General features: G+C 59.5%; 33 protein-coding genes. 3 read left to right on the top strand and 30 right to left on the bottom strand.

Features of this window, described 5'->3' with window-relative positions; all coding sequences use genetic code 11:
- Nucleotides 1–8: 8 nt before the first annotated feature.
- The 24 genes from secY to DWB85_RS13165 all read right to left on the bottom strand — a co-directional run bounded on the left by secY (nt 9) and on the right by DWB85_RS13165 (nt 11571).
- Nucleotides 9–1337 (bottom strand): preprotein translocase subunit SecY, encoded by a 1329-nt coding sequence (secY, locus tag DWB85_RS13280; protein WP_117955485.1) that lies wholly within the window; start codon nt 1335–1337, stop codon nt 9–11.
- Nucleotides 1338–1772 carry a 50S ribosomal protein L15 gene (gene rplO / locus DWB85_RS13275; RefSeq protein ID WP_117955483.1) on the bottom strand — a complete coding sequence of 145 codons (435 nt, stop codon included), beginning with the start codon at nt 1770–1772 and terminating at the stop codon, nt 1338–1340.
- 15 nt (nt 1773–1787) lie between these two features.
- Nucleotides 1788–1970, bottom strand: coding sequence for a 50S ribosomal protein L30 (rpmD, locus tag DWB85_RS13270; RefSeq protein ID WP_066055339.1), 183 nt, complete (start codon nt 1968–1970; stop codon nt 1788–1790).
- Between the two features lie 18 nt (nt 1971–1988).
- Nucleotides 1989–2504 (bottom strand): 30S ribosomal protein S5, encoded by a 516-nt coding sequence (gene rpsE, locus DWB85_RS13265; protein ID WP_117955481.1) that lies wholly within the window; start codon nt 2502–2504, stop codon nt 1989–1991.
- 11 nt (nt 2505–2515) lie between these two features.
- Nucleotides 2516–2866 carry a 50S ribosomal protein L18 gene (gene rplR / locus DWB85_RS13260; protein ID WP_117955479.1) on the bottom strand — a complete coding sequence of 117 codons (351 nt, stop codon included), beginning with the start codon at nt 2864–2866 and terminating at the stop codon, nt 2516–2518.
- Between the two features lie 12 nt (nt 2867–2878).
- On the bottom strand, nt 2879–3406 hold the full coding sequence (gene rplF, locus DWB85_RS13255; protein ID WP_117955477.1) for a 50S ribosomal protein L6: 528 nt from the start codon (nt 3404–3406) through the stop codon (nt 2879–2881).
- Nucleotides 3407–3432: 26 nt separating this feature from the next.
- Nucleotides 3433–3828, bottom strand: coding sequence for a 30S ribosomal protein S8 (gene rpsH / locus DWB85_RS13250; RefSeq protein WP_117955475.1), 396 nt, complete (start codon nt 3826–3828; stop codon nt 3433–3435).
- A 15-nt stretch (nt 3829–3843) separates the two neighbouring features.
- A complete protein-coding gene (rpsN, locus tag DWB85_RS13245) occupies nt 3844–4149 on the bottom strand; it encodes a 30S ribosomal protein S14 (protein WP_117955473.1) in 306 nt (101 codons plus the stop codon).
- Between the two features lie 12 nt (nt 4150–4161).
- Nucleotides 4162–4701, bottom strand: a complete 540-nt coding sequence (rplE, locus tag DWB85_RS13240; RefSeq protein WP_117955470.1) for a 50S ribosomal protein L5 — start codon at nt 4699–4701, stop codon at nt 4162–4164.
- A 26-nt stretch (nt 4702–4727) separates the two neighbouring features.
- The gene (gene rplX, locus DWB85_RS13235; protein ID WP_117955468.1) at nt 4728–5039 is read right to left on the bottom strand and encodes a 50S ribosomal protein L24; all 312 of its coding nucleotides are present in this window, start codon (nt 5037–5039) and stop codon (nt 4728–4730) included.
- A 20-nt stretch (nt 5040–5059) separates the two neighbouring features.
- Entirely contained in the window at nt 5060–5428 is a 369-nt protein-coding gene (rplN, locus tag DWB85_RS13230) for a 50S ribosomal protein L14 (protein ID WP_117955466.1), read from the bottom strand.
- Nucleotides 5429–5490: 62 nt separating this feature from the next.
- Complete coding sequence (gene rpsQ / locus DWB85_RS13225; RefSeq protein WP_117955464.1) at nt 5491–5757, bottom strand: 30S ribosomal protein S17; 267 nt, start codon at nt 5755–5757, stop codon at nt 5491–5493.
- 2 nt (nt 5758–5759) lie between these two features.
- Nucleotides 5760–5951, bottom strand: coding sequence for a 50S ribosomal protein L29 (rpmC, locus tag DWB85_RS13220; RefSeq protein ID WP_117955461.1), 192 nt, complete (start codon nt 5949–5951; stop codon nt 5760–5762).
- Nucleotides 5951–6364, bottom strand: a complete 414-nt coding sequence (rplP, locus tag DWB85_RS13215; protein WP_117955459.1) for a 50S ribosomal protein L16 — start codon at nt 6362–6364, stop codon at nt 5951–5953. The genes rpmC and rplP overlap by 1 nt, the downstream gene beginning before the upstream one ends.
- Before the next feature lie 11 nt (nt 6365–6375).
- Complete coding sequence (gene rpsC / locus DWB85_RS13210) at nt 6376–7047, bottom strand: 30S ribosomal protein S3 (RefSeq protein WP_117955457.1); 672 nt, start codon at nt 7045–7047, stop codon at nt 6376–6378.
- 19 nt (nt 7048–7066) lie between these two features.
- Nucleotides 7067–7405 (bottom strand): 50S ribosomal protein L22, encoded by a 339-nt coding sequence (gene rplV, locus DWB85_RS13205; RefSeq protein WP_117955455.1) that lies wholly within the window; start codon nt 7403–7405, stop codon nt 7067–7069.
- Between the two features lie 24 nt (nt 7406–7429).
- Nucleotides 7430–7705, bottom strand: a complete 276-nt coding sequence (gene rpsS, locus DWB85_RS13200; protein ID WP_066055377.1) for a 30S ribosomal protein S19 — start codon at nt 7703–7705, stop codon at nt 7430–7432.
- Between the two features lie 32 nt (nt 7706–7737).
- Nucleotides 7738–8565 (bottom strand): 50S ribosomal protein L2, encoded by an 828-nt coding sequence (gene rplB, locus DWB85_RS13195; protein WP_117955453.1) that lies wholly within the window; start codon nt 8563–8565, stop codon nt 7738–7740.
- A gap of 14 nt (nt 8566–8579) precedes the next feature.
- Nucleotides 8580–8876, bottom strand: a complete 297-nt coding sequence (rplW, locus tag DWB85_RS13190) for a 50S ribosomal protein L23 (RefSeq protein WP_117955451.1) — start codon at nt 8874–8876, stop codon at nt 8580–8582.
- Nucleotides 8873–9490 (bottom strand): 50S ribosomal protein L4, encoded by a 618-nt coding sequence (rplD, locus tag DWB85_RS13185; protein ID WP_205422737.1) that lies wholly within the window; start codon nt 9488–9490, stop codon nt 8873–8875. Before rplD ends, rplW begins: the two co-directional genes overlap by 4 nt.
- A gap of 18 nt (nt 9491–9508) precedes the next feature.
- Entirely contained in the window at nt 9509–10144 is a 636-nt protein-coding gene (gene rplC, locus DWB85_RS13180; RefSeq protein ID WP_117955449.1) for a 50S ribosomal protein L3, read from the bottom strand.
- 120 nt (nt 10145–10264) lie between these two features.
- The gene (gene rpsJ, locus DWB85_RS13175) at nt 10265–10576 is read right to left on the bottom strand and encodes a 30S ribosomal protein S10 (protein ID WP_117955610.1); all 312 of its coding nucleotides are present in this window, start codon (nt 10574–10576) and stop codon (nt 10265–10267) included.
- 432 nt (nt 10577–11008) lie between these two features.
- Nucleotides 11009–11332, bottom strand: a complete 324-nt coding sequence (locus DWB85_RS13170; RefSeq protein WP_117955608.1) for a TraR/DksA family transcriptional regulator — start codon at nt 11330–11332, stop codon at nt 11009–11011.
- Nucleotides 11332–11571 carry an HP1242/YdcH family protein gene (locus tag DWB85_RS13165; protein WP_117955447.1) on the bottom strand — a complete coding sequence of 80 codons (240 nt, stop codon included), beginning with the start codon at nt 11569–11571 and terminating at the stop codon, nt 11332–11334. Before DWB85_RS13165 ends, DWB85_RS13170 begins: the two co-directional genes overlap by 1 nt.
- Before the next feature lie 198 nt (nt 11572–11769).
- On the opposite strand from DWB85_RS13165, the gene DWB85_RS13160 reads away from it, so the two are divergent.
- A complete protein-coding gene (locus DWB85_RS13160; protein ID WP_117955606.1) occupies nt 11770–12135 on the top strand; it encodes an NINE protein in 366 nt (121 codons plus the stop codon).
- Nucleotides 12136–12142: 7 nt separating this feature from the next.
- Here DWB85_RS13160 and DWB85_RS13155 read toward each other — a convergent pair whose 3' ends face one another.
- Nucleotides 12143–13732, bottom strand: a complete 1590-nt coding sequence (locus DWB85_RS13155; protein WP_117955444.1) for a peptide chain release factor 3 — start codon at nt 13730–13732, stop codon at nt 12143–12145.
- A 114-nt stretch (nt 13733–13846) separates the two neighbouring features.
- Between DWB85_RS13155 and DWB85_RS13150 the strand changes: the two genes are divergently transcribed.
- Both DWB85_RS13150 and DWB85_RS13145 read left to right on the top strand, forming a co-directional pair.
- A complete protein-coding gene (locus DWB85_RS13150; RefSeq protein ID WP_133300620.1) occupies nt 13847–15130 on the top strand; it encodes an ATP-binding protein in 1284 nt (427 codons plus the stop codon).
- Nucleotides 15123–15653, top strand: coding sequence for a response regulator transcription factor (locus DWB85_RS13145; RefSeq protein ID WP_117955440.1), 531 nt, complete (start codon nt 15123–15125; stop codon nt 15651–15653). Before DWB85_RS13150 ends, DWB85_RS13145 begins: the two co-directional genes overlap by 8 nt.
- Here the strand turns inward: DWB85_RS13145 and lipB are convergent.
- From lipB to mltB, 5 genes are all read right to left on the bottom strand, one after another.
- On the bottom strand, nt 15650–16261 hold the full coding sequence (lipB, locus tag DWB85_RS13140) for a lipoyl(octanoyl) transferase LipB (protein ID WP_205422736.1): 612 nt from the start codon (nt 16259–16261) through the stop codon (nt 15650–15652). The two genes, DWB85_RS13145 and lipB, sit on opposite strands and share 4 nt — an antisense overlap.
- A gap of 10 nt (nt 16262–16271) precedes the next feature.
- Nucleotides 16272–16541: a YbeD family protein gene (locus DWB85_RS13135; RefSeq protein ID WP_117955434.1), complete on the bottom strand. Its 270-nt coding sequence runs from the start codon at nt 16539–16541 to the stop codon at nt 16272–16274.
- Between the two features lie 11 nt (nt 16542–16552).
- Nucleotides 16553–17716 (bottom strand): D-alanyl-D-alanine carboxypeptidase family protein, encoded by a 1164-nt coding sequence (locus DWB85_RS13130; RefSeq protein ID WP_117955431.1) that lies wholly within the window; start codon nt 17714–17716, stop codon nt 16553–16555.
- A gap of 100 nt (nt 17717–17816) precedes the next feature.
- On the bottom strand, nt 17817–18632 hold the full coding sequence (locus tag DWB85_RS13125) for a septal ring lytic transglycosylase RlpA family protein (RefSeq protein WP_117955428.1): 816 nt from the start codon (nt 18630–18632) through the stop codon (nt 17817–17819).
- Nucleotides 18632–19630 carry a lytic murein transglycosylase B gene (mltB, locus tag DWB85_RS13120; RefSeq protein WP_117955425.1) on the bottom strand — a complete coding sequence of 333 codons (999 nt, stop codon included), beginning with the start codon at nt 19628–19630 and terminating at the stop codon, nt 18632–18634. The genes DWB85_RS13125 and mltB overlap by 1 nt, the downstream gene beginning before the upstream one ends.
- Nucleotides 19631–19640: the final 10 nt, after the last annotated feature.

Genomic DNA, 19640 nt, shown 5'->3' with positions numbered 1-19640 from the left:
AAGGGCGCTTAGCGTACGCGCCCGGCACCACCATAATTCTTCAGGTTGGCCTTCTTCATCACCGAATCATACTGGTGAGACATCAGGTGGCTTTGCACCTGGGCCATAAAATCCATTACCACAACAACCACAATCAGCAGTGAGGTACCGCCCAGGTAAAAGGGCACGTTCCACATCACCACCAGGAACTGGGGCATCAGGCAGACCAGCGCGATATACGCCGAACCGAATACCGTCAACCGGGTCAGCACGCCATCGATATAGTTGGCAGTCTGCTGGCCCGGGCGTATGCCGGGCACAAACGCGCCGGAACGCTTCAGGTTGTCAGCCACTTCCTGCGGGTTGAACATCAACGCCGTATAGAAGAAGCAGAAAAACACCACAAACACAGTAAACAGCAGGATGTTCAACGGCTGTCCGGGGCCAATAGCCACGGCCAGGTCCTGCAGCCAGTCAGCGCCCCCGGAGGAGCCGAACCACTGGGCTATGGACGCCGGGAACAGCAGGATGCTACTGGCGAAAATAGCCGGGATTACACCCGCCATGTTCACTTTCAGGGGCAGGTGCGAGCTCTGCGCCTGGTACATCTTGCGGCCCTGTTGCCGCTTGGCATAGTTCACCGTAATGCGGCGCTGGCCGCGTTCGATGAACACAATCATGTAGATCACCGCGATCGCCAGGGCCAGGATGAACAGCAGGATCAGGATATTGAGTTCACCCTGACGCGCCTGCTCCAGCGACTGGCCGATTGCCGACGGCAGACCGGCGACAATACCGGCGAAGATCAACAGTGAAATACCGTTGCCTACACCCTTTTCTGTAATCTGCTCTCCCAGCCACATCATGAAGACTGCGCCGGTAACCAGGGAAGTAATGGCAATCACGTAAAACAGCAGTGATGTGTCGTAACTCATACCCTGGTTGGCCATACCCACGGTCATACCAGTGGCCTGGATAATAGCCAGCACTACCGTCAGGTAGCGCGTGTACTGGCTGATTTTACGGCGGCCAGACTCGCCCTCTTTTTTCAGCTGTTCCAGCTGTGGCGTCACCGCCGCCATCAGCTGCATGATGATCGATGCAGAGATGTAAGGCATGATACCCAGCGCCAGGATACTCATCCGCTCCAGGGCGCCGCCGGAGAACATGTTGGCCAGACCCAGAATGGTGCCCTGGTTCTGGTTGAACAATGCTGCCAGCTGGTTGGGGTCAATTCCCGGGACCGGGATATGGGTCCCGATCCTGTACACAATAATTGCCAGTAAAACAAAACGAAGGCGAGCAAAAAGCTCGCCCATGCCTGCCTTGTTTACTGAGGGCAGCTGTCCTTGAGCCATTTATTCCTCGACTTTTCCGCCGGCCTTCTCAATAGCTTCGCGGGCACCCTTGGTTACCGCGATTCCCTTGATGGTCAGCGCTTTACCCAGTTCACCGGAGAGAAACACCCGGGCGCGAGTGACATTGCCCTTGACCAGATCGGCTGCTTTGAGCGCATCCAGGTCGACAACATCGACTTCCACTGCATTGAGCTCGGAAAGGCGAACCTGCGCGGTAGTACGGGCCATACGCGAAGTGAAGCCGTACTTGGGCAGACGCTTCTGCAGTGGCATCTGGCCACCCTCAAAGCCCGGACGTACAGTGCCGCCGGAACGAGACTTCTGGCCCTTGTGACCGCGACCAGCGGTCTTGCCCACGCCGGAGCCGATACCACGGCCAACGCGCTTGCTGTTTTTCCTGGCACCCGGAGCGGAGCTCAGGGTGTTCAGTCGCATTACATCAGACATTACTCAGTCCTCAACCCGTACCAGGTAGTTAACTTTGTTGATCATGCCGCGGACGGAAGGAGTGTCCTCCACTTCCACGGTGTGACCAATACGACGCAGACCGAGGCCGGCAACGCACGCCTTGTGGTTCTTGAGGCGACCGTTGGTGCTCTTGACCTGGGTAACCTTGATCATTGCTTTAGCCATGGCTAATCAACCCAATACTTAGTTCAAAATTTCTTCGACGGACTTGCCGCGCTTGGCAGCCACGTCTTCGGGAGCCGACATATCACGCAGGCCGTTGAAAGTTGCGCGTACCACGTTCACCGGGTTGGTGGAGCCGTAGCACTTGGCCAGCACGTTGTGAACACCGGCAATTTCCAGCACGGCGCGCATCGCACCACCGGCAATCACACCGGTACCTTCGGAGGCGGGCTGCATGTAAACCTTGGATGCGCCGTGGGAGGCCTTCACCGGGTACTGGATAGTGCCGTCATTCAGCTCAACCTGGATCATGTTGCGGCGCGCCGCTTCCATAGCCTTCTGGATAGCAACCGGAACCTCACGGGCCTTGCCGCGACCGAAACCTACCTTGCCGTTGCCGTCACCGACCACAGTCAGCGCGGTAAACCCGAAGATACGGCCACCTTTAACCACTTTGGCGACACGGTTGACCTGTACCAGCTTCTCCTGGAGATCGCCTTCGGTCTGCTGCTGCTTCTTCTGCTCGTTAAAAGCCATATCTTGTTACCTTAGAATTCCAGTCCACTTTCACGGGCGGCGTCGGCCAGGGCCTTGACCCGTCCGTGATACTTGTAACCCGCACGATCGAAGGCAACCGTCTCAATGCCAGCGGCCCTGGCGCGCTCGGCAACCAGCTTGCCCACGGCCGCGGCTGCATCGACATTACCTGTTGCGCCTTTACGCAGGTCCGCGTCCAGGGTAGAAGCACTCGCCAGCACCTTGTCACCTTCCGGTGCAATTACCTGGGCATAGATGTGCCGGGGAGTACGGTGCACGCTGAGGCGGTTTACGCCCTGGGTGCGCATACGGGCGCGAGCGCGACGGGCGCGACGCAGCCTTGAATCATTCTTTGCACTCATGTCTAGTACCTACTACTTCTTCTTGGCTTCTTTACGACGGACATATTCGTCAGCGTAACGAATACCCTTACCCTTGTACGGCTCCGGTGGTCGGTAGCTGCGAATCTCGGCAGCTGCCTGGCCAACGGCCTGCTTGTCGATTCCCCTGACCACTATTTCGGTCTGGCTGGGAGTTTCCGCGGAAACACCCTCAGGCAGCTGGTAATCTACCGGGTGGGAAAGACCTACGGTCAGGTTGACGGTGTTACCGGAAGCCTTGGCACGGTAACCAACACCGTTGAGAACCAGCTTTTTCTCCCAGCCTTCGCTGACGCCCTTGACCATGTTGTTTACCAGTGCGCGCGTGGTCCCGGCCATTGCCTTGGACTTGTCGGACTCGTAAGCGAAGGTCAAGACGTTGTCATCCTGGTTCACCTGTACGCCGTCTACCAATGACAGCTCCAGCGTACCTTTGCTGCCTTTGACGGTAAGATCACTGCCGTTAAGCTTGATCTCTACACCGCTGGGCAGTTGTACCGGATTATTTGCGACTCTAGACATTTCGAATGCTCTTCAAATCAATTAGTTTAGAAAACTGTGCAGAGCACTTCGCCGCCAACACCGGCAGCGCGTGCAGCGCGATCAGTCATCACACCCTTGGAGGTGGAGATGATCGCTACACCCAGGCCACCGCGCACGGAGGGCATCTCGTCCTTGCCGGCGTAGTTACGCAGGCCGGGGCGGCTGATGCGGTCAATCTCGGCGATAACCGGCTTGCCCTGGTAGTATTTCAGTTCGATCGCAAGCCGGGGCTTGCCACCATCGTTGGTTGCGTTGAAGTCAGCGATGTAGCCTTCTTCCTTCAGCACATTTGCAACAGCGGCCTTCAGCTTGGACCCGGGCATTTCTACACCGGTCTTGCCAGCCATCTGGGCGTTGCGAATACGGGTCAGCATATCTGACAGCGGATCTTGCATGCTCATTTCAATAGTTCTCCGTTACCAGCTGGCTTTAACCAGGCCGGGCACATCACCGCGCATCGCTGCTTCACGCAGCTTGTTACGGCACAGGCCAAACTTACGATATACCGCGTGGGGACGACCGGTGACCTGGCAGCGGCGCTGCTGGCGAACCGGGTTGGCGTCACGAGGCAGCTTTTGCAGCGCAACCTGCGCATCCCACTTCTCTTCGTCGGAGGCGTTCACGTCAGCGATAATCGCCTTCAGTGCAGCGCGCTTCTGAGCGTACTTAGCTACCATACGTGCACGCTTTTGTTCACGCGCAATCATAGATTTCTTAGCCATGTATAAAGCCTCTTAACCTTTCAGGGGGAAGTTGAAAGCGCGCAGCAGGGCACGACCTTCATCATCCGTACGAGCAGTGGTGGTAATGGTGATATCCATACCGCGCAGTGCGTCCACCTTGTCGTAGTCGATTTCCGGGAAAATGATCTGTTCATTAACGCCCATCGCGAAGTTGCCGCGGCCGTCAAATGACTTGGGGCTGATGCCGCGGAAGTCACGAATACGGGGAATCGCTATGCTGATCAGGCGCTCCAGGAATTCGTACATGCGCTCGGAGCGCAGCGTTACCTTGCAGCCGATCGGCCAGCCTTCACGCACCTTGAAGCCCGCAATGGACTTGCGCGCCTTGGTTACTACAACCTTCTGGCCGGAGATCTTTTCCATGTCGGCAACCGCGGCCTCAAGGACCTTCTTGTCGCCAAGCGCTTCACCCACACCCATGTTCAGGGTAATTTTGGTGATGCGGGGAACTTCCATCACATTGTCCAGACCCAGCTCTTCTTTCAGCCGGGGAGCGATTTCGCTCGTGTACTTTTCTTTCAACGTTGCCATGTCTATTACCTGTTAACCCGACCGGTTCAGCCGATTGCCTCGCCACTGGATTTAAAGATACGAACCTTAGAGTCGCCTTCCACCTTGAAGCCCACTCGATCGCCTTTGCCTGTTGCGGGATTGAAGATCGCCACGTTGGAAACCTGGATGGGCGCTTCTCTCTCCACGATACCGCCGGCCACACCCGCCTGCGGGTTGGGCTTGGTGTGCTTTTTCATCATGTTGATACCGGCAACGATCACCTTGCCGTTATCCAGTACCTTGCGAACCTTACCGCGTTTACCCTTGTCCTTACCGGCGAGGATAATCACTTCGTCGTCGCGCTTGATCTTCAACATTTTCTTTCCTCTCCTCGACCTTAGATAACTTCAGGGGCCAGAGAAATAATCTTCATGAATTTTTCGCCGCGCAGCTCACGGGTTACCGGGCCAAAGATACGGGTGCCGATCGGTGCTTCCTGGGCGTTCAGCAGTACTGCAGCGTTGTCGTCAAACTTGATCAGGGACCCGTCGCCTCGGCGAACACCCTTCTTTGTCCGAACCACAACAGCAGTCATTACCTGGCCTTTCTTCACCTTGCCGCGAGGGATGGCTTCTTTCACGGTAACCTTGATGAGATCGCCAACGCGCGCGTAGCGACGCTTGGAACCACCCAGTACCTTGATGCACATCACACGACGGGCGCCGCTGTTATCTGCGACTTCCAAATACGACTGTGTCTGAATCATCTCTTACTCCAAACTGCGACCACCGCGGCCGCAAAAACTCTAACCACTACCCGAAGGCCTGTTTAAACCTGCGCGGCGCTCTCTACAACTTCTACCAACTTCCAGGTCTTGCTCTTGGAAATGGGGCGAGTCTCTGCAACTGTTACTGTGTCGCCGATGCCACACTGGTTGCTCTCGTCATGCGCGTGGATTTTGGATGAACGAGTGATGTACTTGCCGTACACCGGGTGCTTGACCCGACGCTCAACCAGTACAGTAATGGTCTTGTCCATCTTGTTGCTGACAACCCTGCCGGTTGCCAGACGTGTACGCTTTTCTGCAGCTGACATACTTAGTTACCTGCCTTTTCAGTAAGTACAGTCTTCACGCGTGCGATGTCACGCTGGTTCTGCTTGAGCAGGTGAGACTGCCCCAGCTGACCAGTGGACTTCTGCATGCGCAGCTTGAACTGCTCTTCACGCAGGGTGAGCAGCTGCTTGTTCAGGTCCTCAGCGGACTTATCACGCAATTCGCTTGCTTTCATCACATCACCGACCGTTTAACAAATGTTGTAGCAACGGGAATTTTGGCGGCGGCCAGCTCAAACGCTTCCCGCGCCAGCTCCTCAGATACGCCCTGCACTTCATAAAGCACCTTGCCGGGCTGAACCTGGGCTACCCAGTACTCAACGTTACCTTTACCTTTACCCTGACGTACTTCCAGCGGCTTGCCTGTAATGGGCTTGTCCGGGAAGACACGGATCCAGATCTTTCCGCCACGCTTGATGTGGCGGGTCATGGCACGACGAGCCGCCTCAATCTGGCGCGCGGTAACGCGGCCACGGCCTGTCGCTTTCAGTCCGAATTCGCCAAAGCTCACCTTGCTGCCGCGATGGGCCAGGCCGCGGTTGCGGCCCTTCTGAGTCTTGCGAAATTTTGTACGCTTTGGTTGAAGCATCTGCGTAACCCTTAATTAGTTGCTGTCTTCTTGGGAGACTCGGCAGCCTCTTCACCGCCGATAACCTCACCTTTGAAAATCCAAACCTTCACGCCGATGATGCCGTAGGTAGTTGCGGCCTCATAGGTGGCGTAATCGATGTCCGCACGCAGGGTGTGCAGAGGCACACGACCTTCGCGGTACCATTCAGAACGGGCAATTTCAGCGCCGCCCAGACGACCACCAACCTGGATCTTGATCCCCTCTGCGCCCTGGCGCATGGCGTTCTGCACCACGCGCTTCATGGCGCGGCGGAACATCACCCGACGCTCGAGCTGCTGGGCAACGTTCTGCGCAACCAGCTTGGCGTCCAGATCCGGCTTGCGGATCTCCTCGATGTTGATGTGCACGGGCACACCCATACGCCTGGTGAGCTCCTTGCGCAGCGCATCGACGTCTTCGCCCTTCTTGCCAATCACAATACCGGGGCGGGCAGTGTGGATGGTAATACGGGCTGTCTGCGCCGGACGCTCGATTACAACGCGGCTCACGGAGGCATTTTCCAGCGCCTTCTCGATGTACTCGCGCACCTCCAGGTCAGTAATCAACTGCTTGGAGTAGTTTTTGCTGTCGGCGTACCAGATAGAGTTATGGTCTTTAACAATACCGAGGCGGATGCCGATGGGGTTTACTTTCTGACCCATGTGGTCGTCTCCTGATTCCTTAGCCTTCGCCGTCTGCAACTTTCACAGTGATGTGACAGCTACGCTTCAAAATGCGGTCTGCGCGGCCCTTTGCACGGGGACGCAGGCGCTTCATGGTCATACCTTCATCAACAAAGACAGTGGAAACTTTCAGTTCGTCCACATCCGCACCTTCGTTGTTCTCAGCATTCGCGATCGCAGAGTCAAGAACCTTCTTGACGATGTGCGCCGCTTTCTTGTTGCTGAATTCCAGCAGGCTAAGCGCTTCCTCTACAGGCTTGCCGCGGACCTGGTCAGCGACCAGCCGGGCTTTCTGCGCAGAGATACGCGCGCCTTTCAGTCTTGCTGCAACTTCCATTTCCTAAACCTCTCTACGCAGCGCCTAGCGCTTCGCCTTTTTATCTACGATGTGGCCCTTGAATGTGCGGGTAACCGCAAATTCGCCCAGCTTGTGGCCGACCATATCTTCGTTGATCAGCACAGGCACGTGCTGCCGGCCGTTATGCACGGCAATAGTCAGGCCAACCATGTCCGGTGAAACCATTGAACGGCGCGACCAGGTCTTGATCGGGCGACGATCGTTGCTTTCCAGCGCGGTTTCAACCTTCTTCATCAGGTGCAGGTCTATAAAAGGACCTTTCTTCAGTGAACGCGGCACAATCTCTTCCTCTAATCTCTAGTCAACGACCGTTATTTCTTACCACGACGGCGCACAATCAAGCTGTCGGTACGCTTGTTCTTGCGGGTCTTGTAACCCTTGGTGGGCGTACCCCAGGGGCTCACCGGGTGACGGCCACCGGAAGTACGGCCTTCACCACCACCATGGGGGTGGTCAACCGGGTTCATGGCGACACCACGAACTGTCGGGCGAACACCGCGCCAGCGTGCAGCACCGGCCTTACCCAGCTTGCGCAGGCTGTGCTCGGAGTTCGACACTTCGCCCAGGGTAGCGCGGCAGTCTGCCAGCACCTTGCGCGTTTCACCGGAGCGCAAGCGCAGGGTGGCGTAACGACCCTCACGAGCCACCAGCTGAACCGAGGCACCGGCGGAGCGGGCCATCTGCGCTCCCTTGCCAGGCTTGAGCTCAATGCCGTGCACCACGGTACCTACCGGGATGTTGCGCAGCGGCAGGCAGTTGCCGATCTTGATCGGGGCACTGGAGCCTGACTGCAGCACGTCTCCGGCCTTCACGCCCTTGGGCGCGATGATGTAGCGGCGCTCGCCGTCGGCGAACAGCAGCAGCGCGATGTGCGCGGTGCGGTTCGGATCGTATTCAATGCGCTCTACCTTGGCGGGAATGCCGTCCTTGGTGCGCTTGAAGTCGATAACACGGTAGTGCTGCTTGTGCCCACCACCCACATGACGGGTAGTGATTCGACCGTTGTTGTTGCGGCCACCGTTGCGGCTCTGCTTTTCCAGCAGGGGCTTGTGCGGTGCACCCTTGTGCAGATCCTCACTGACAACGCGGACGACGTGACGACGACCGGGTGAAGTGGGCTTACTCTTCAAAATTGCCATTGCGATCCGACTCCTTACTCGACTGACGCAAAGTCGATGTCCTGACCCTGCTCCAGTCGTACATATGCTTTTTTCCAGGTCGGCTTGGCGCTGTAACCAAAGCGGTTGCGCTTCACCTTGCCTTTAACCTTGAGGGTGCTGACCTTGTCGACCTTGACCTTGAACAGCTGCTCAACGGACTTCTTGATCTCCGACTTGGTGGCGTCTATTGCCACCTTGAACACGAACTGGTTGCTCTGGTCAGCAACTACAGCCGCTTTTTCGGAAACGTGCGGGCCTACCAGCACCTGAAATACGCGCTCCTGGTTCATCCCAGCATCTCCTCAAACTTCTTGACCGCGTCAACGGTAACGATCACCTTGTCGTGGGCGATCAGGCTGACGGGATCAACACCATCTACATCGCGAACGTCAACCTTGTGCAGGTTGCGGGACGCCAGGTAGAGGTTTTCATTTACCTCAGTGGCAACGATCAACGCGTTGTCCACTCCGTAACCACCCAGCTGCTCCACCAGCAGCCTGGTCTTGGGCTGCTCGACCTCCAGGCTCTCAACCACCACCAGGCGATCCTGGCGAGCCAGCTCGGACATGATGGTGCGCAGCGCCGCACGATACATCTTGCGGTTCACTTTCTGGGAGTGATCCTGCGGCTGGGCCGCGAAGGTCACGCCACCGGAACGCCAGATGGGGGACCGGATGGTTCCCGCACGGGCGCGACCGGTACCCTTCTGGCGCCAGGGCTTCTTGCCGCCACCGGATACCGCGGAGCGGTTCTTCTGGGCGCGCGTACCCTGGCGGGCACCTGCCATGTAGGCAGTCACAACCTGGTGCACCAGGTCTTCGTTGTATTCTTTAGCGAAAGCAACGTCAGATACGGAAACCTTTCCCGCGTCGGCATTGCCCGGCTTTACTACATTCAGTTCCACGTTAGAGACCCCCTAACCTTATGCCTTGATGGTAGGACGCACGATGACGTCACCACCGGGGGCACCAGGTACGGCACCCTTGATGAGCAGCAAGTTGCGCTCGGCATCTACACGAACAATTTCCAGACCCTGGGTCGTTACCTGTGCGGCACCCATGTGACCGGCCATCTTCTTGCCCTTGAACACCCGGCCCGGAGTTTGACACTGGCCAATGGATCCAGGAGCACGGTGAGAGATGGAGTTACCGTGCGTGGCGTCCTGCATGGAGAAGTTCCAGCGCTTAACACCGCCCTGGAAACCTTTACCCTTGGACTTGCCAGTAACATCGACAATCTGGCCGACCTCGAAACGCTCCACAGTCAGCTCGGAGCCAACTTCGGGTGCTTCATCCGCTGCGTCCAGACGGAACTCCAGCAGGGCGTTACCTGCCTCGACACCCGCTTTCGCGAAGTGTCCCGCTTCTGATTTACTCACTTTAGAGGCCTTACGGTTTCCCGCTGTGACCTGAACTGCTCTATAACCGTCGGTTTCGAGCTCTTTGATTTGAGTAACGCGGTTTGGAGAAATCTCCACTACGGTTACTGGAATGGATGCGCCGTCCTCGGTAAAAACACGAGTCATACCGGACTTACGGCCGACTAAGCCAATAGCCATTTTGCTAACCTCTCAGTGTACGGGGCTATACCCTCTATGGCCGCCCAATTACCGTGTGAGTAAGTGGGCATTACACACCCGGGACCCTCTGCCCCGGGCAGGTCTTGCTACGAATTGTAGTTAACCAAGACTAATCTGTACTTCTACACCTGCTGCCAGGTCCAGTTTCATCAGGGCGTCTACAGTCTTTTCTGTAGGCTCCACGATGTCCAACAGACGCTTGTGTGTACGAATTTCGTACTGGTCACGTGCGTCCTTGTTAACGTGCGGGGAAACCAGCACGGTATACTTTTCCTTCCGGGTGGGAAGGGGAATAGGGCCTTTCACCTGGGCACCGGTACGGCGCGCAGTTTCCACAATTTCCTGAGTCGACATGTCGATCAGCTTGTGGTCAAAAGCCTTGAGGCGAATACGAATACGTTGATTCTGCACCTGACCTAACTCCAATCAAATAAAAAACCAGAGGCCCGCAAGGGAACCCCCCGAAAAAAGGAACGCGAATTCTAATGACCGCCCCCTACCCTGTCAACCGGGAACGGGCATTATTTTGCGGGCAGTGCGTTAACGCCCCAGCGGCTCGCGACGGGGCGGGACTATACGCCTGTGCGCCGACGAAAGCCATTGTGAATGCTGCACATTGCGGCCCCCGCGGGGCGGGCGGTAGCGAGGAGGAGACGGAGCCACTATGCAAAAACGGGATTCAATGAACAAAAAACATGAGCCTTATTCATGATTGCCCACTCAAGGGCGGCAAATGCATGCCAATGGGAGTCGCTAAAGTGGTGCGCGAACCGCGCGGCAGGGTAACAAAGATGAGGGTTAGTCAGTCAGGCCCAACCCCTCGGCCGGGCCTGGCATTGGTGGTCAGTCGGCACACCTGACGCAAAGCACCGCTTCCGGGATAGCCTGTAACCGGCCATCGCCGATCTCGCCGCCGCACCTTTCACACTCGCCATAGGTGCCATCGGCGATTTTATCCAGGGCCACCTGGATTGCGCGCAGTGACTGGCGGGTTTCGTTGCCAATGGCATCGACCACCTCGTCGTTTTCCCGCTCCTGGGCCTGTTCCGCGGAATCGCCGGAGTGCTCCTGGGTTACATCGCGCTTGATGCTGTGCAACCGCGCCTGCATATCGGCGCGGCGCCGCTCCAGTTCAGCCTTCAGTTGTTCCTGAGACGTGGAAGCCATCATGCCGCCGTGAGCATGCGGTAGAGCTCATCCTTCAATTTGACCCGCCGAACCTTGGCCTCCTCCTCGATGCGGGTTGCCACCGGGGTGACCTCGTCCTCCATTTTCTCGATGCTGCGGGTCAGCTCATGGTACTCCTCAAACAGGCGCCGGAAATGGCTGTCGTTCAACTTCAGCTCGTGAATACGCGCATCCAGCTCGGGAAATTCATGATGCAGATCGTGATGTTCTACAGACATTATTGCTCCTTTAAATCGTGTTGTGCAGTTTCGCGGTCACAGATTATCCTGTTGCCATGTGCGGGCCATGATCCAGATCAGTATAGCGACTGGCCGCCCCACAAGCGCCCTTGCAAACTGCCTCGCAAGCGCAAACTATAGAGCAAAACACCGAGGGAGAGAAACATGAACCGGGAACAACCCACCCACTCCGTTTTCATGGGCTACCTGCTGTGGATCTTCGGCTTTATTGGCGCGCACCGATTTTACTATGGCAGGCAGATTTCCGGCGTGATCTGGTTTTTCACCCTGGGCCTGCTGTTTGTTGGCTGGATTATCGATCTGCTGCTGATTCCCGGCATGGCCCGGGACGCAGACCGGCGCTTTATCCCCGGCCCCATTGATTATGACCTGACCTGGATACTGCTCACCTTTCTCGGCTGGCTGGGCATACACCGCATGTATATGGGCAAGTGGATTACAGGCATCATCTACATGTTCAGCGCCGGGCTGTTCGGCCTTGGCATCCTCTGGGACTTCCTGACCCTCAACGAGCAGCTTTCCGACGTCAACAGCGACTACTGACGACCTGCTAGTGCTCGCGCGTGGCCCGGAACTCCAGATCCGGCCAGCGTTCTTCCATCAGCGCCAGGTTGACCCGCGTCGGCGCCAGGTAAGTCAGGTGGCCGCCGCCGTCCACTGACAGGTGTTCGGCAGCCTTCTTGCGAAACTCCTCCAGTTTGCGCCCGTCATCGCAGTGAACCCAGCGGGCGGTATAGACGTTCACCGGTTGGTAAATCGCCTCGACCTTGTATTCATCCTTGAGCCGGTAGGCGACCACGTCGAACTGCAGCTGGCCGACCGCACCGACAATCAGGTCGGAAGAAGTGATGGGCGCGAATACCTGGGTGGAGCCCTCCTCCGACAACTGCTGCAAGCCCTTCTGCAGCTGCTTGGACTTCATCGGGTCGGCCAGCCGTATCCGGCGAAACAGCTCCGGGGCAAAGTGCGGGATGCCGGTAAACTGCAGCTCCTCCCCCTCGGTGAAGGTGTCGCCAATCTGGATCGTGCCGTGGTTGTGCAGACCGATGATATCGCCGGAAACCGCGGCTTCCACCAGCACCCGCTCGCCGGCCTTGAAGGTCACCGCATCGGCTATTTTCACATCCTTGCCCAGGCGCACGTGGCGCATCTTCATGCCCTTGGTGTAGCGGCCGGAACACACGCGCATGAAGGCAATGCGGTCCCGGTGCCGGGGGTCCATATTGGCCTGGATCTTGAACACGAAACCGCTGAACGTGCCGTCCATCGCCGGCACCCGGCGGCTGGTGGTCTCCCGGTCCAGGGGCGCCGGCGCCCACTGGACAAAATCATCGAGCATTTCCCGCACCCCGAAATTGCCCAGCGCAGTGCCAAAGAACACCGGGCTGAGCCTGCCGGCCAGAAACTGCTCCAGGTCAAAGGGGTGGCTGGCGCCGCGCACCAGTTCCACTTCTTCCAGGAAGTCGTCATACTCGTCACCCAGCAGCGCTCGCGCCTCCGGGCTGTCCAGGCCCTGGATGCGCTTGTCGTCCGCCAGTACCGCGCCCTGCCCCGGGGTGTAACAGTGAATGGTGTCCGTATACAGGTTATATACGCCCTTGAAGAACTGCCCCATGCCGATGGGCCAGTTGATCGGCGCACCCTGGATGTCCAGGACCTCCTCGATTTCGTCCAGCAGCTCGATGGGGTCGCGGATATCACGGTCCATCTTGTTGACGAAACTGAAGATCGGGGTATCGCGCAGGCGGCAGACGTTCATCAGCTTGATGGTCCGGTCCTCCACCCCCTTGGCGCCGTCTATCACCATCAGCGCCGAATCCACCGCGGTCAGGGTGCGATAGGTGTCCTCGGAAAAATCCTCGTGCCCCGGCGTGTCCAGCAGGTTGACCGTGCGCTCCCGGTAGGGAAACTGCATCACCGACGACGTCACCGAGATCCCCCTTTCCTGCTCCATGCTCATCCAGTCCGAGGTGGCGTGGGGTCCCTTCTTGCCCTTGACCGTGCCCGCCACCTGGATCGCCTGCCCCAGCAGCAACAGTTTCTCGGTGATCGTGGTCTTGCCCGCATCGGGGTGCGAGATAATCGCAAAGGTACGGCGCGCGGCAATGGCGTTGGTAAGTGATGAGCCAGGCTCTGACATGGGGGGATTCCGGTGAAAAAGCGCGGATTATACGCCTATCGGTCCGTCGCCGAAATGCCGCCTGCGGCATTATGCCCCTGCAATCGCCAGGACCACCACCGTATAATCACCCGGGTGAACAGGACAATTCCCGAAAAACACTCTCCCGCCATGGAGAACCTGCGCAGCCTGCTGATCATTCGCTCAATCGCCCTGCTCGGGCAGATCGGCGTACTGTGCTATGTGTTGCTGGTCAACGGCACCACCGAGGACCTGCTGGGCATGACCGTGAGCCTGGCCGCCCTGGGCCTGTTGACCGTGGCCAGTTTCTGGCGCACCCACCAGCCGTGGCCGGTCTCCGACGGCGAGTTCCTCGCCCAGCTGCTGCTGGACGTGCTGATCTGGTCGGCGCTGATGTACTTTACCGGCGGCGCCAACAACCCTTTCATTTCCTATTACATCGTGCCCCTGGTCATCTCCGCCGCCGTCCTGCCCTGGCGCTATACCTGGCTGGTGGCGGGGGCCTCCCTCGGCGCCTACAGCCTGCTGCTGTACTATTACCGGCCCTTCCAGCTGTTCACTCCCCACGCCGGCATGCATCACGACAGCAGCGCCAATGTGCACATCCTGGGCATGTGGTTCAACTTCCTTTTCAGCGCCGGGCTAATCACCTATTTCGTGGTGCGCATGGGGGCTCAGCTGCGTCTGCAGGAAAGCCGGGCAGTGGCGCAACGGGAACAGCGGCTGCGCAGCGACCAGATAATGGCGGTGGCCAGCCTGGCCGCGGGCACCGCTCACGAACTGGGTACGCCGCTGTCGACCATGACCGTGCTGGTGGACGAAATGCTGGCAGATGAGGCCTTGCCAGCACAGACCCGGGAGGACTGCCGACTGTTACAGCAGCAAATCGGCGAATGCCGGAAAACCCTCGGCAGGCTCAGCCGCACCGCCGAACACGGCAGTGCAGGCCGCAGCAGTCCGGCCGCCCTCGACAGCTTCGTCACCACCACGGTCGAGCGCTGGGCGGTGCGCCGCCCCGGCGTCAGTTACCAGGTTATCGGCCCCGACAAGGGCCAGGCTCCGCCGGTCAACCAGGACCCGACCCTGGCCCAGGCGCTGGAAAACCTGCTCAACAACGCCGCCGATGCCGGCTCGTCCCGGATCGAAGCCCGTTATGACTGGAGTGACCGGGAAGCGAAGATCTGTATCAGGGACTGGGGCAGCGGCATTGCACCAGAGCTGCTGACGGATATCGGCAAGCCGACGATACGCGCCAGTCTCACCGGGCTCGGAATCGGCCTGCTGCTGAGCCATGCCACTGTCGAGCGCTTCGGTGGCCGCATCGAACTGCGCAACGCCCCGGACCAGGGTGCGATTGCGACGCTCTACCTGCCATTGTTCGAGGACCGTCATGAGTAAGCGAATTCTGCTGGTCGACGATGACCAGACCTTTACTGCGGTCATGCAGCGAGGCCTGGCGCGCCGCGACTTCCAGGTCTGCTGCTGTCACAGCGCCGCAGCAGCGGAAGCGGCCTGCGACGGGTTCCAGCCGGATTACATCGTGCTGGACCTGAACATGCCCGAGGTATCCGGGCTGGTGGTGTTACCCCGGTTGCTGGCCGCCGCCCCCGGGGCAAAACTGGTGGTCCTGACCGGCTACTCCAGCATCGCCACCGCGGTGGAGGCAACCAAATCCGGGGCCTGCAACTACCTGTGCAAACCGGCAAGCATCGACGAGGTGCTGGCGGCCTTCGAGGAGCGCAACGAGGGCGCAGAGGCCGAGATACCGGCGGAGCCGATTTCCGTGGAGCGGCTGGAGTGGGAGCACATCCAGCGCGTGCTCAATGACAACAGCGGCAATATCTCGGCCACGGCGCGGGCCCTGGGCATGCACCGGCGCACCCTGCAGCGCAAACTGCAGAAACGCCCGGTAAAGCGCTAGCCAAGGGCCTCCTCAAGAATTTCCAGCAGGCGCTCCCCCACCGGGTCCAGCGCGATATCCTGGCCGGCCAGCAGCCGGGCCATGGAGGTAACCTGCAGGCCCGCGTGACCACAGGGGTTGATCCGGCCGAAGGGTTCCAGATCCATATCCACATTGAGCGACAGGCCGTGATAGCTGCAGCCACGCCGCACCCGCAGTCCGAGGGACGCGATCTTGTCACCGTCGACATAGACCCCCGGCGCGTCTGCCCGGGGGGCCGCATCGATGTCGTACTCGGCGAGCAGACGCACAATGGCGGTCTCAATCAGGGTGACCAGCGCCCGCACCCCCAGCCCGCGGCGCTTGAGATCCACCAGCAGGTATATCACCCACTGGCCGGGGCCGTGGTAGGTTACCTGGCCGCCGCGGTCCACCTGGATGACCGGGATGTCGCCGGGGGCCAGCACATGCTCGGCCTTGCCTGCCTGGCCCTGGGTAAAAACCCGGGGATGCTGCAGCAGCCACAGCTCATCGGCCGTGTTCTCATCGCGCTGGTCGGTGAATTCGCGCATGGCATCCAGCACCGGCTGGTACTCGGCCAGCCCCAGCCTGCGGACAACTGCAGTCACCAGGGCACCGCTAGATCACCATTTGCACATGACCGGTGGCCAGCAGGTCCTGGTGCAGGGCCTCCAGCTGTTCCTTGCCGGTCGCGGTAATGGTAATGGTCAGGGAGGTAAAGGTGCCCTTGGCGCTGTCCTTCACGGTAATCGTCTGCTGGTCAAAGCCCGGCGCATGGCGCTCGAATACCTCGAGGATAATGCCGCGAAACTCGTCACTCCTGCGGCCCAGCACCTTGATCGGGTAATCGCAGGGAAATTCTATCCTGGGTGGTTCCTGTTCACTCATGGCGGGCTCCCTCAACTGACGGTGAACAGGCTGGCGATCCACATCAGCAGCATATCCCACAGGCGGGCGAAAAAGCCGCCGGGCTCTACCGCCGCCAGCGCCAACACCGGACCCCGGTATACCGTCTCCCCGTCAAGGCTCAATACCACCGTGCCGAGTTCATCGCCCACGGCCACCGGTGCCTCGATATTGGGCTTGAGTTCCACGCTGGTGGCGAGATGCGCTTTCTTGCCCCGGGGCAGGGTCAGTACGGTGTCCTCGAGGATGCCCACGGGCAGGTAGTCTTCCTGCCCCTTCCAGATGCGGGGTTTTTCCAGTTCCTGGCCCGCTTCGAAGACGGTGCTGGTTTCGAAGAAGCGGAAGCCGTAGTTCAGCAGGCTGCGGGTGTCATTCTTGCGCGCGCTGGTTGAGCGGGTGCCCATCACCACCGAAATCAGGCGCATGTCCCGGCGTTCTGCCGAGGCCACCAGGCAATACCCCGCCTCCTGGGTATGGCCGGTCTTGAGCCCGTCCACGGTGGGGTCTTCCGCCAGCAGGCTGTTGCGGTTGTACTGGGTGATACCGTTGTAGGTGAACTCGCGCTCCTTGTAGATCGCGTACTGCTCGGGGTGGTCCTTGATCATTGCCCGGGCCAGGGTCGCCAGGTCGCGGGCGGTGGTGACGTGATCGGGATGGGGCAGGCCATGGGAATTTACATAATAGGTGTCAACCATACCCAGCTTCTCGGCGTGACTGTTCATCATTTCAGCGAATACCGCCTCGCTGCCCGCCAGATGCTCGGCCACCGCCACCGTGGCGTCGTTACCGGAAGAAATGATAATGCCCCGCTGCAGATCCTCGATGCTGACGTCTTTGCCCGGCTCGATCCACATCAGTGATGAGCCGGCAAAGATCGGGTTCTGGGACCAGGCGTTCTCGCTGATGGCCACCATATCTGCGTCGGCCACCCTGCCCTCGTTAATTTCGGTAGCCAGGACGTAGCTGGTCATCATTTTGGTCAGGCTCGCCGGTGGCAGGGGCATATCGGCATTGTGCTCGGCGAGCACCGCGCCGCTCTCGGCGTCTACCAGGAGATAGGCCTTGGCGCCCAGTTGCGGGGGCGAAGGCACAATGGAGACAGCCTGGGCAGCGAGGGTGAATAGCGCCAGAAGCAGGACCAGGGGATATCGAATCATAGGAATGGGACCGTGGAAGTGTTGCTGAATACGCGGGGAATGGTAACGCATGCGCCTGCCAACAGGAAGCTGGCGGCCCGCCCGGCGGGCCCGGCGGAGGTCAGGGCAACGGCTGTCCCGCCGGGTAGCCGCCGTCGCGCAGCTGCTGCTGCACCAGGGCCAGTTGGTCGGCGCTGGCGACCGGCCCCACCCGGACACGGTACAGCAGTGTGCCGCTGGCATCGACCTGGGACACGGAAACCGGCACCTGCAGGAAGGCCTGCAATTCACCCTGCAGCCTGCGGGCCGAGGACTCGGCGCCAAACGCGCCCAGTTGCAGGAATCGGTAGTGGGTGCCCGGCGCGTCGCGCCGGTCGTCAACACCGGCAATGTTCAGCACCTCGACCTCCACCTCGGCGGTGCCATGCTCCATATACCCCAGTTTTACCGCCGCACCGTACGACAGATCGATAAGGCGATCGCCGTGGAACGGGCCGCGGTCATTCACCCGCACCACGACACTGCGACCATTGGCCAGGTTCGTCACCCGGGCATAGCTGGGTATGGGCAGGGTCTTGTGGGCGGCGGAAGCGGCGTACAGGTCGAAGATTTCACCGTTGGAGGTTTCGTGGCCGTGGAACTTGCTGCCGTACCAGGAGGCGGTGCCCCGCTCCCGGTAATTGCGGTAATCCTCGAGAATCTCATAGCTCACCCCGTTGACTGTGTAGGGGCTCTTGTTACCCACGGCGAGAATGGGATCCGCCCTGGGAACGGCGTCCTGCACTGCGTCCGGGCCTATGTGCCGCAGCGGGGCAGTGTCCTGCGCCTGGGAATAGCGGCTTGCCTGGTAGGCATCGCCGTTCTTGCCTTTGGGCGAGGAGCAGCCATGCAGGAGGACCACCCCCGCGAGCGACAACAGTGCCAGCAAACGCAGCATCACTCCGCGACCCCCGCGGCAATATGCTGGCTCAGCTGGTAGACGCTCATGGCGTACATGGCACTGTGGTTATAGCGGGTAATGACGTAAAAGTTGTGCAGGCCCAACCAGTATTCCATGCCATCGGCGAGCTCGAATTCAATACCAATGGCCTCGGCGGCGGGGTCGGCATCGCTAACGGGCACCAGCCCGGCGGCTGCAAACTCGGCCACCGTGAAGCGTGGCTTGAGCTGGCGACCGCGACTCATCATTTCCTCCGGGACTTCTCCCGCTGTCCGGGCGGCAACGACAACCTCGGCCCCCGGTGTCCAGCCATGGGCCTTGAAATAGTTGGCGACACTGCCGATCGCGTCCACCGGATTGTTCCAGATGTCCGCTTTGTCGTCGCTGTCAAAGTCGATCGCGTAACTCCGGTAACTACTGGGCATGAACTGGCCGTAGCCCATGGCGCCGGCATAGGAGCCTTTCAGCGCCAGCGGGTCCATGCCCTGGTCGCGGGTCAGGATGAGGTAGTGCTTCAATTCCCCGGTGAAGAATTCGGAGCGCCGCGGGTAATCGAAGGCCAGCGTGGTTAGCGCGTCGATCACCCGATAGCTACCGGCAATGCGCCCGTAGTAGGTCTCCACACCGATGATGGCCACAATGATTGCCGCCGGCACCCCCGTCTCCCGCTCGGCCCGCTCCAGCGTGTCCCGGTGCTCGCGGTAGAAGTCAACGCCCTGGTCAATGCGCTTGTCGTTAATAAATATCTCGCGGTACTCGTACCAGGCCTTGGTTTTCTCCGCCGGCCGCGACATGGCGTCGAGGATGGACTGCTGGCGATAGGCAGCGGCAAAAATAGCCTCCAGCGATTGCCGGTCGAAGCCTTCCTCGCTGACCAGTTCATCCATAACCACCACCGCCGCCGGATTGGCCAGGTAATTCTGGTCTTCGGCGCAGGAGATGGCAGACCACAGGCAGGTGCAGGCAAGCAGGGACCGACTCAGGAATTTATGCATATTAAACGCT

It is taken from the genome of Seongchinamella sediminis (assembly GCF_003457605.1).
In the GTDB taxonomy this organism is placed as follows: Bacteria; Pseudomonadota; Gammaproteobacteria; order Pseudomonadales; family Halieaceae; genus Halioglobus; species Halioglobus sediminis.
Note: the sequence above shows the minus strand (reverse complement) of the source record. Positions and strands in the feature narration are given on the sequence as shown.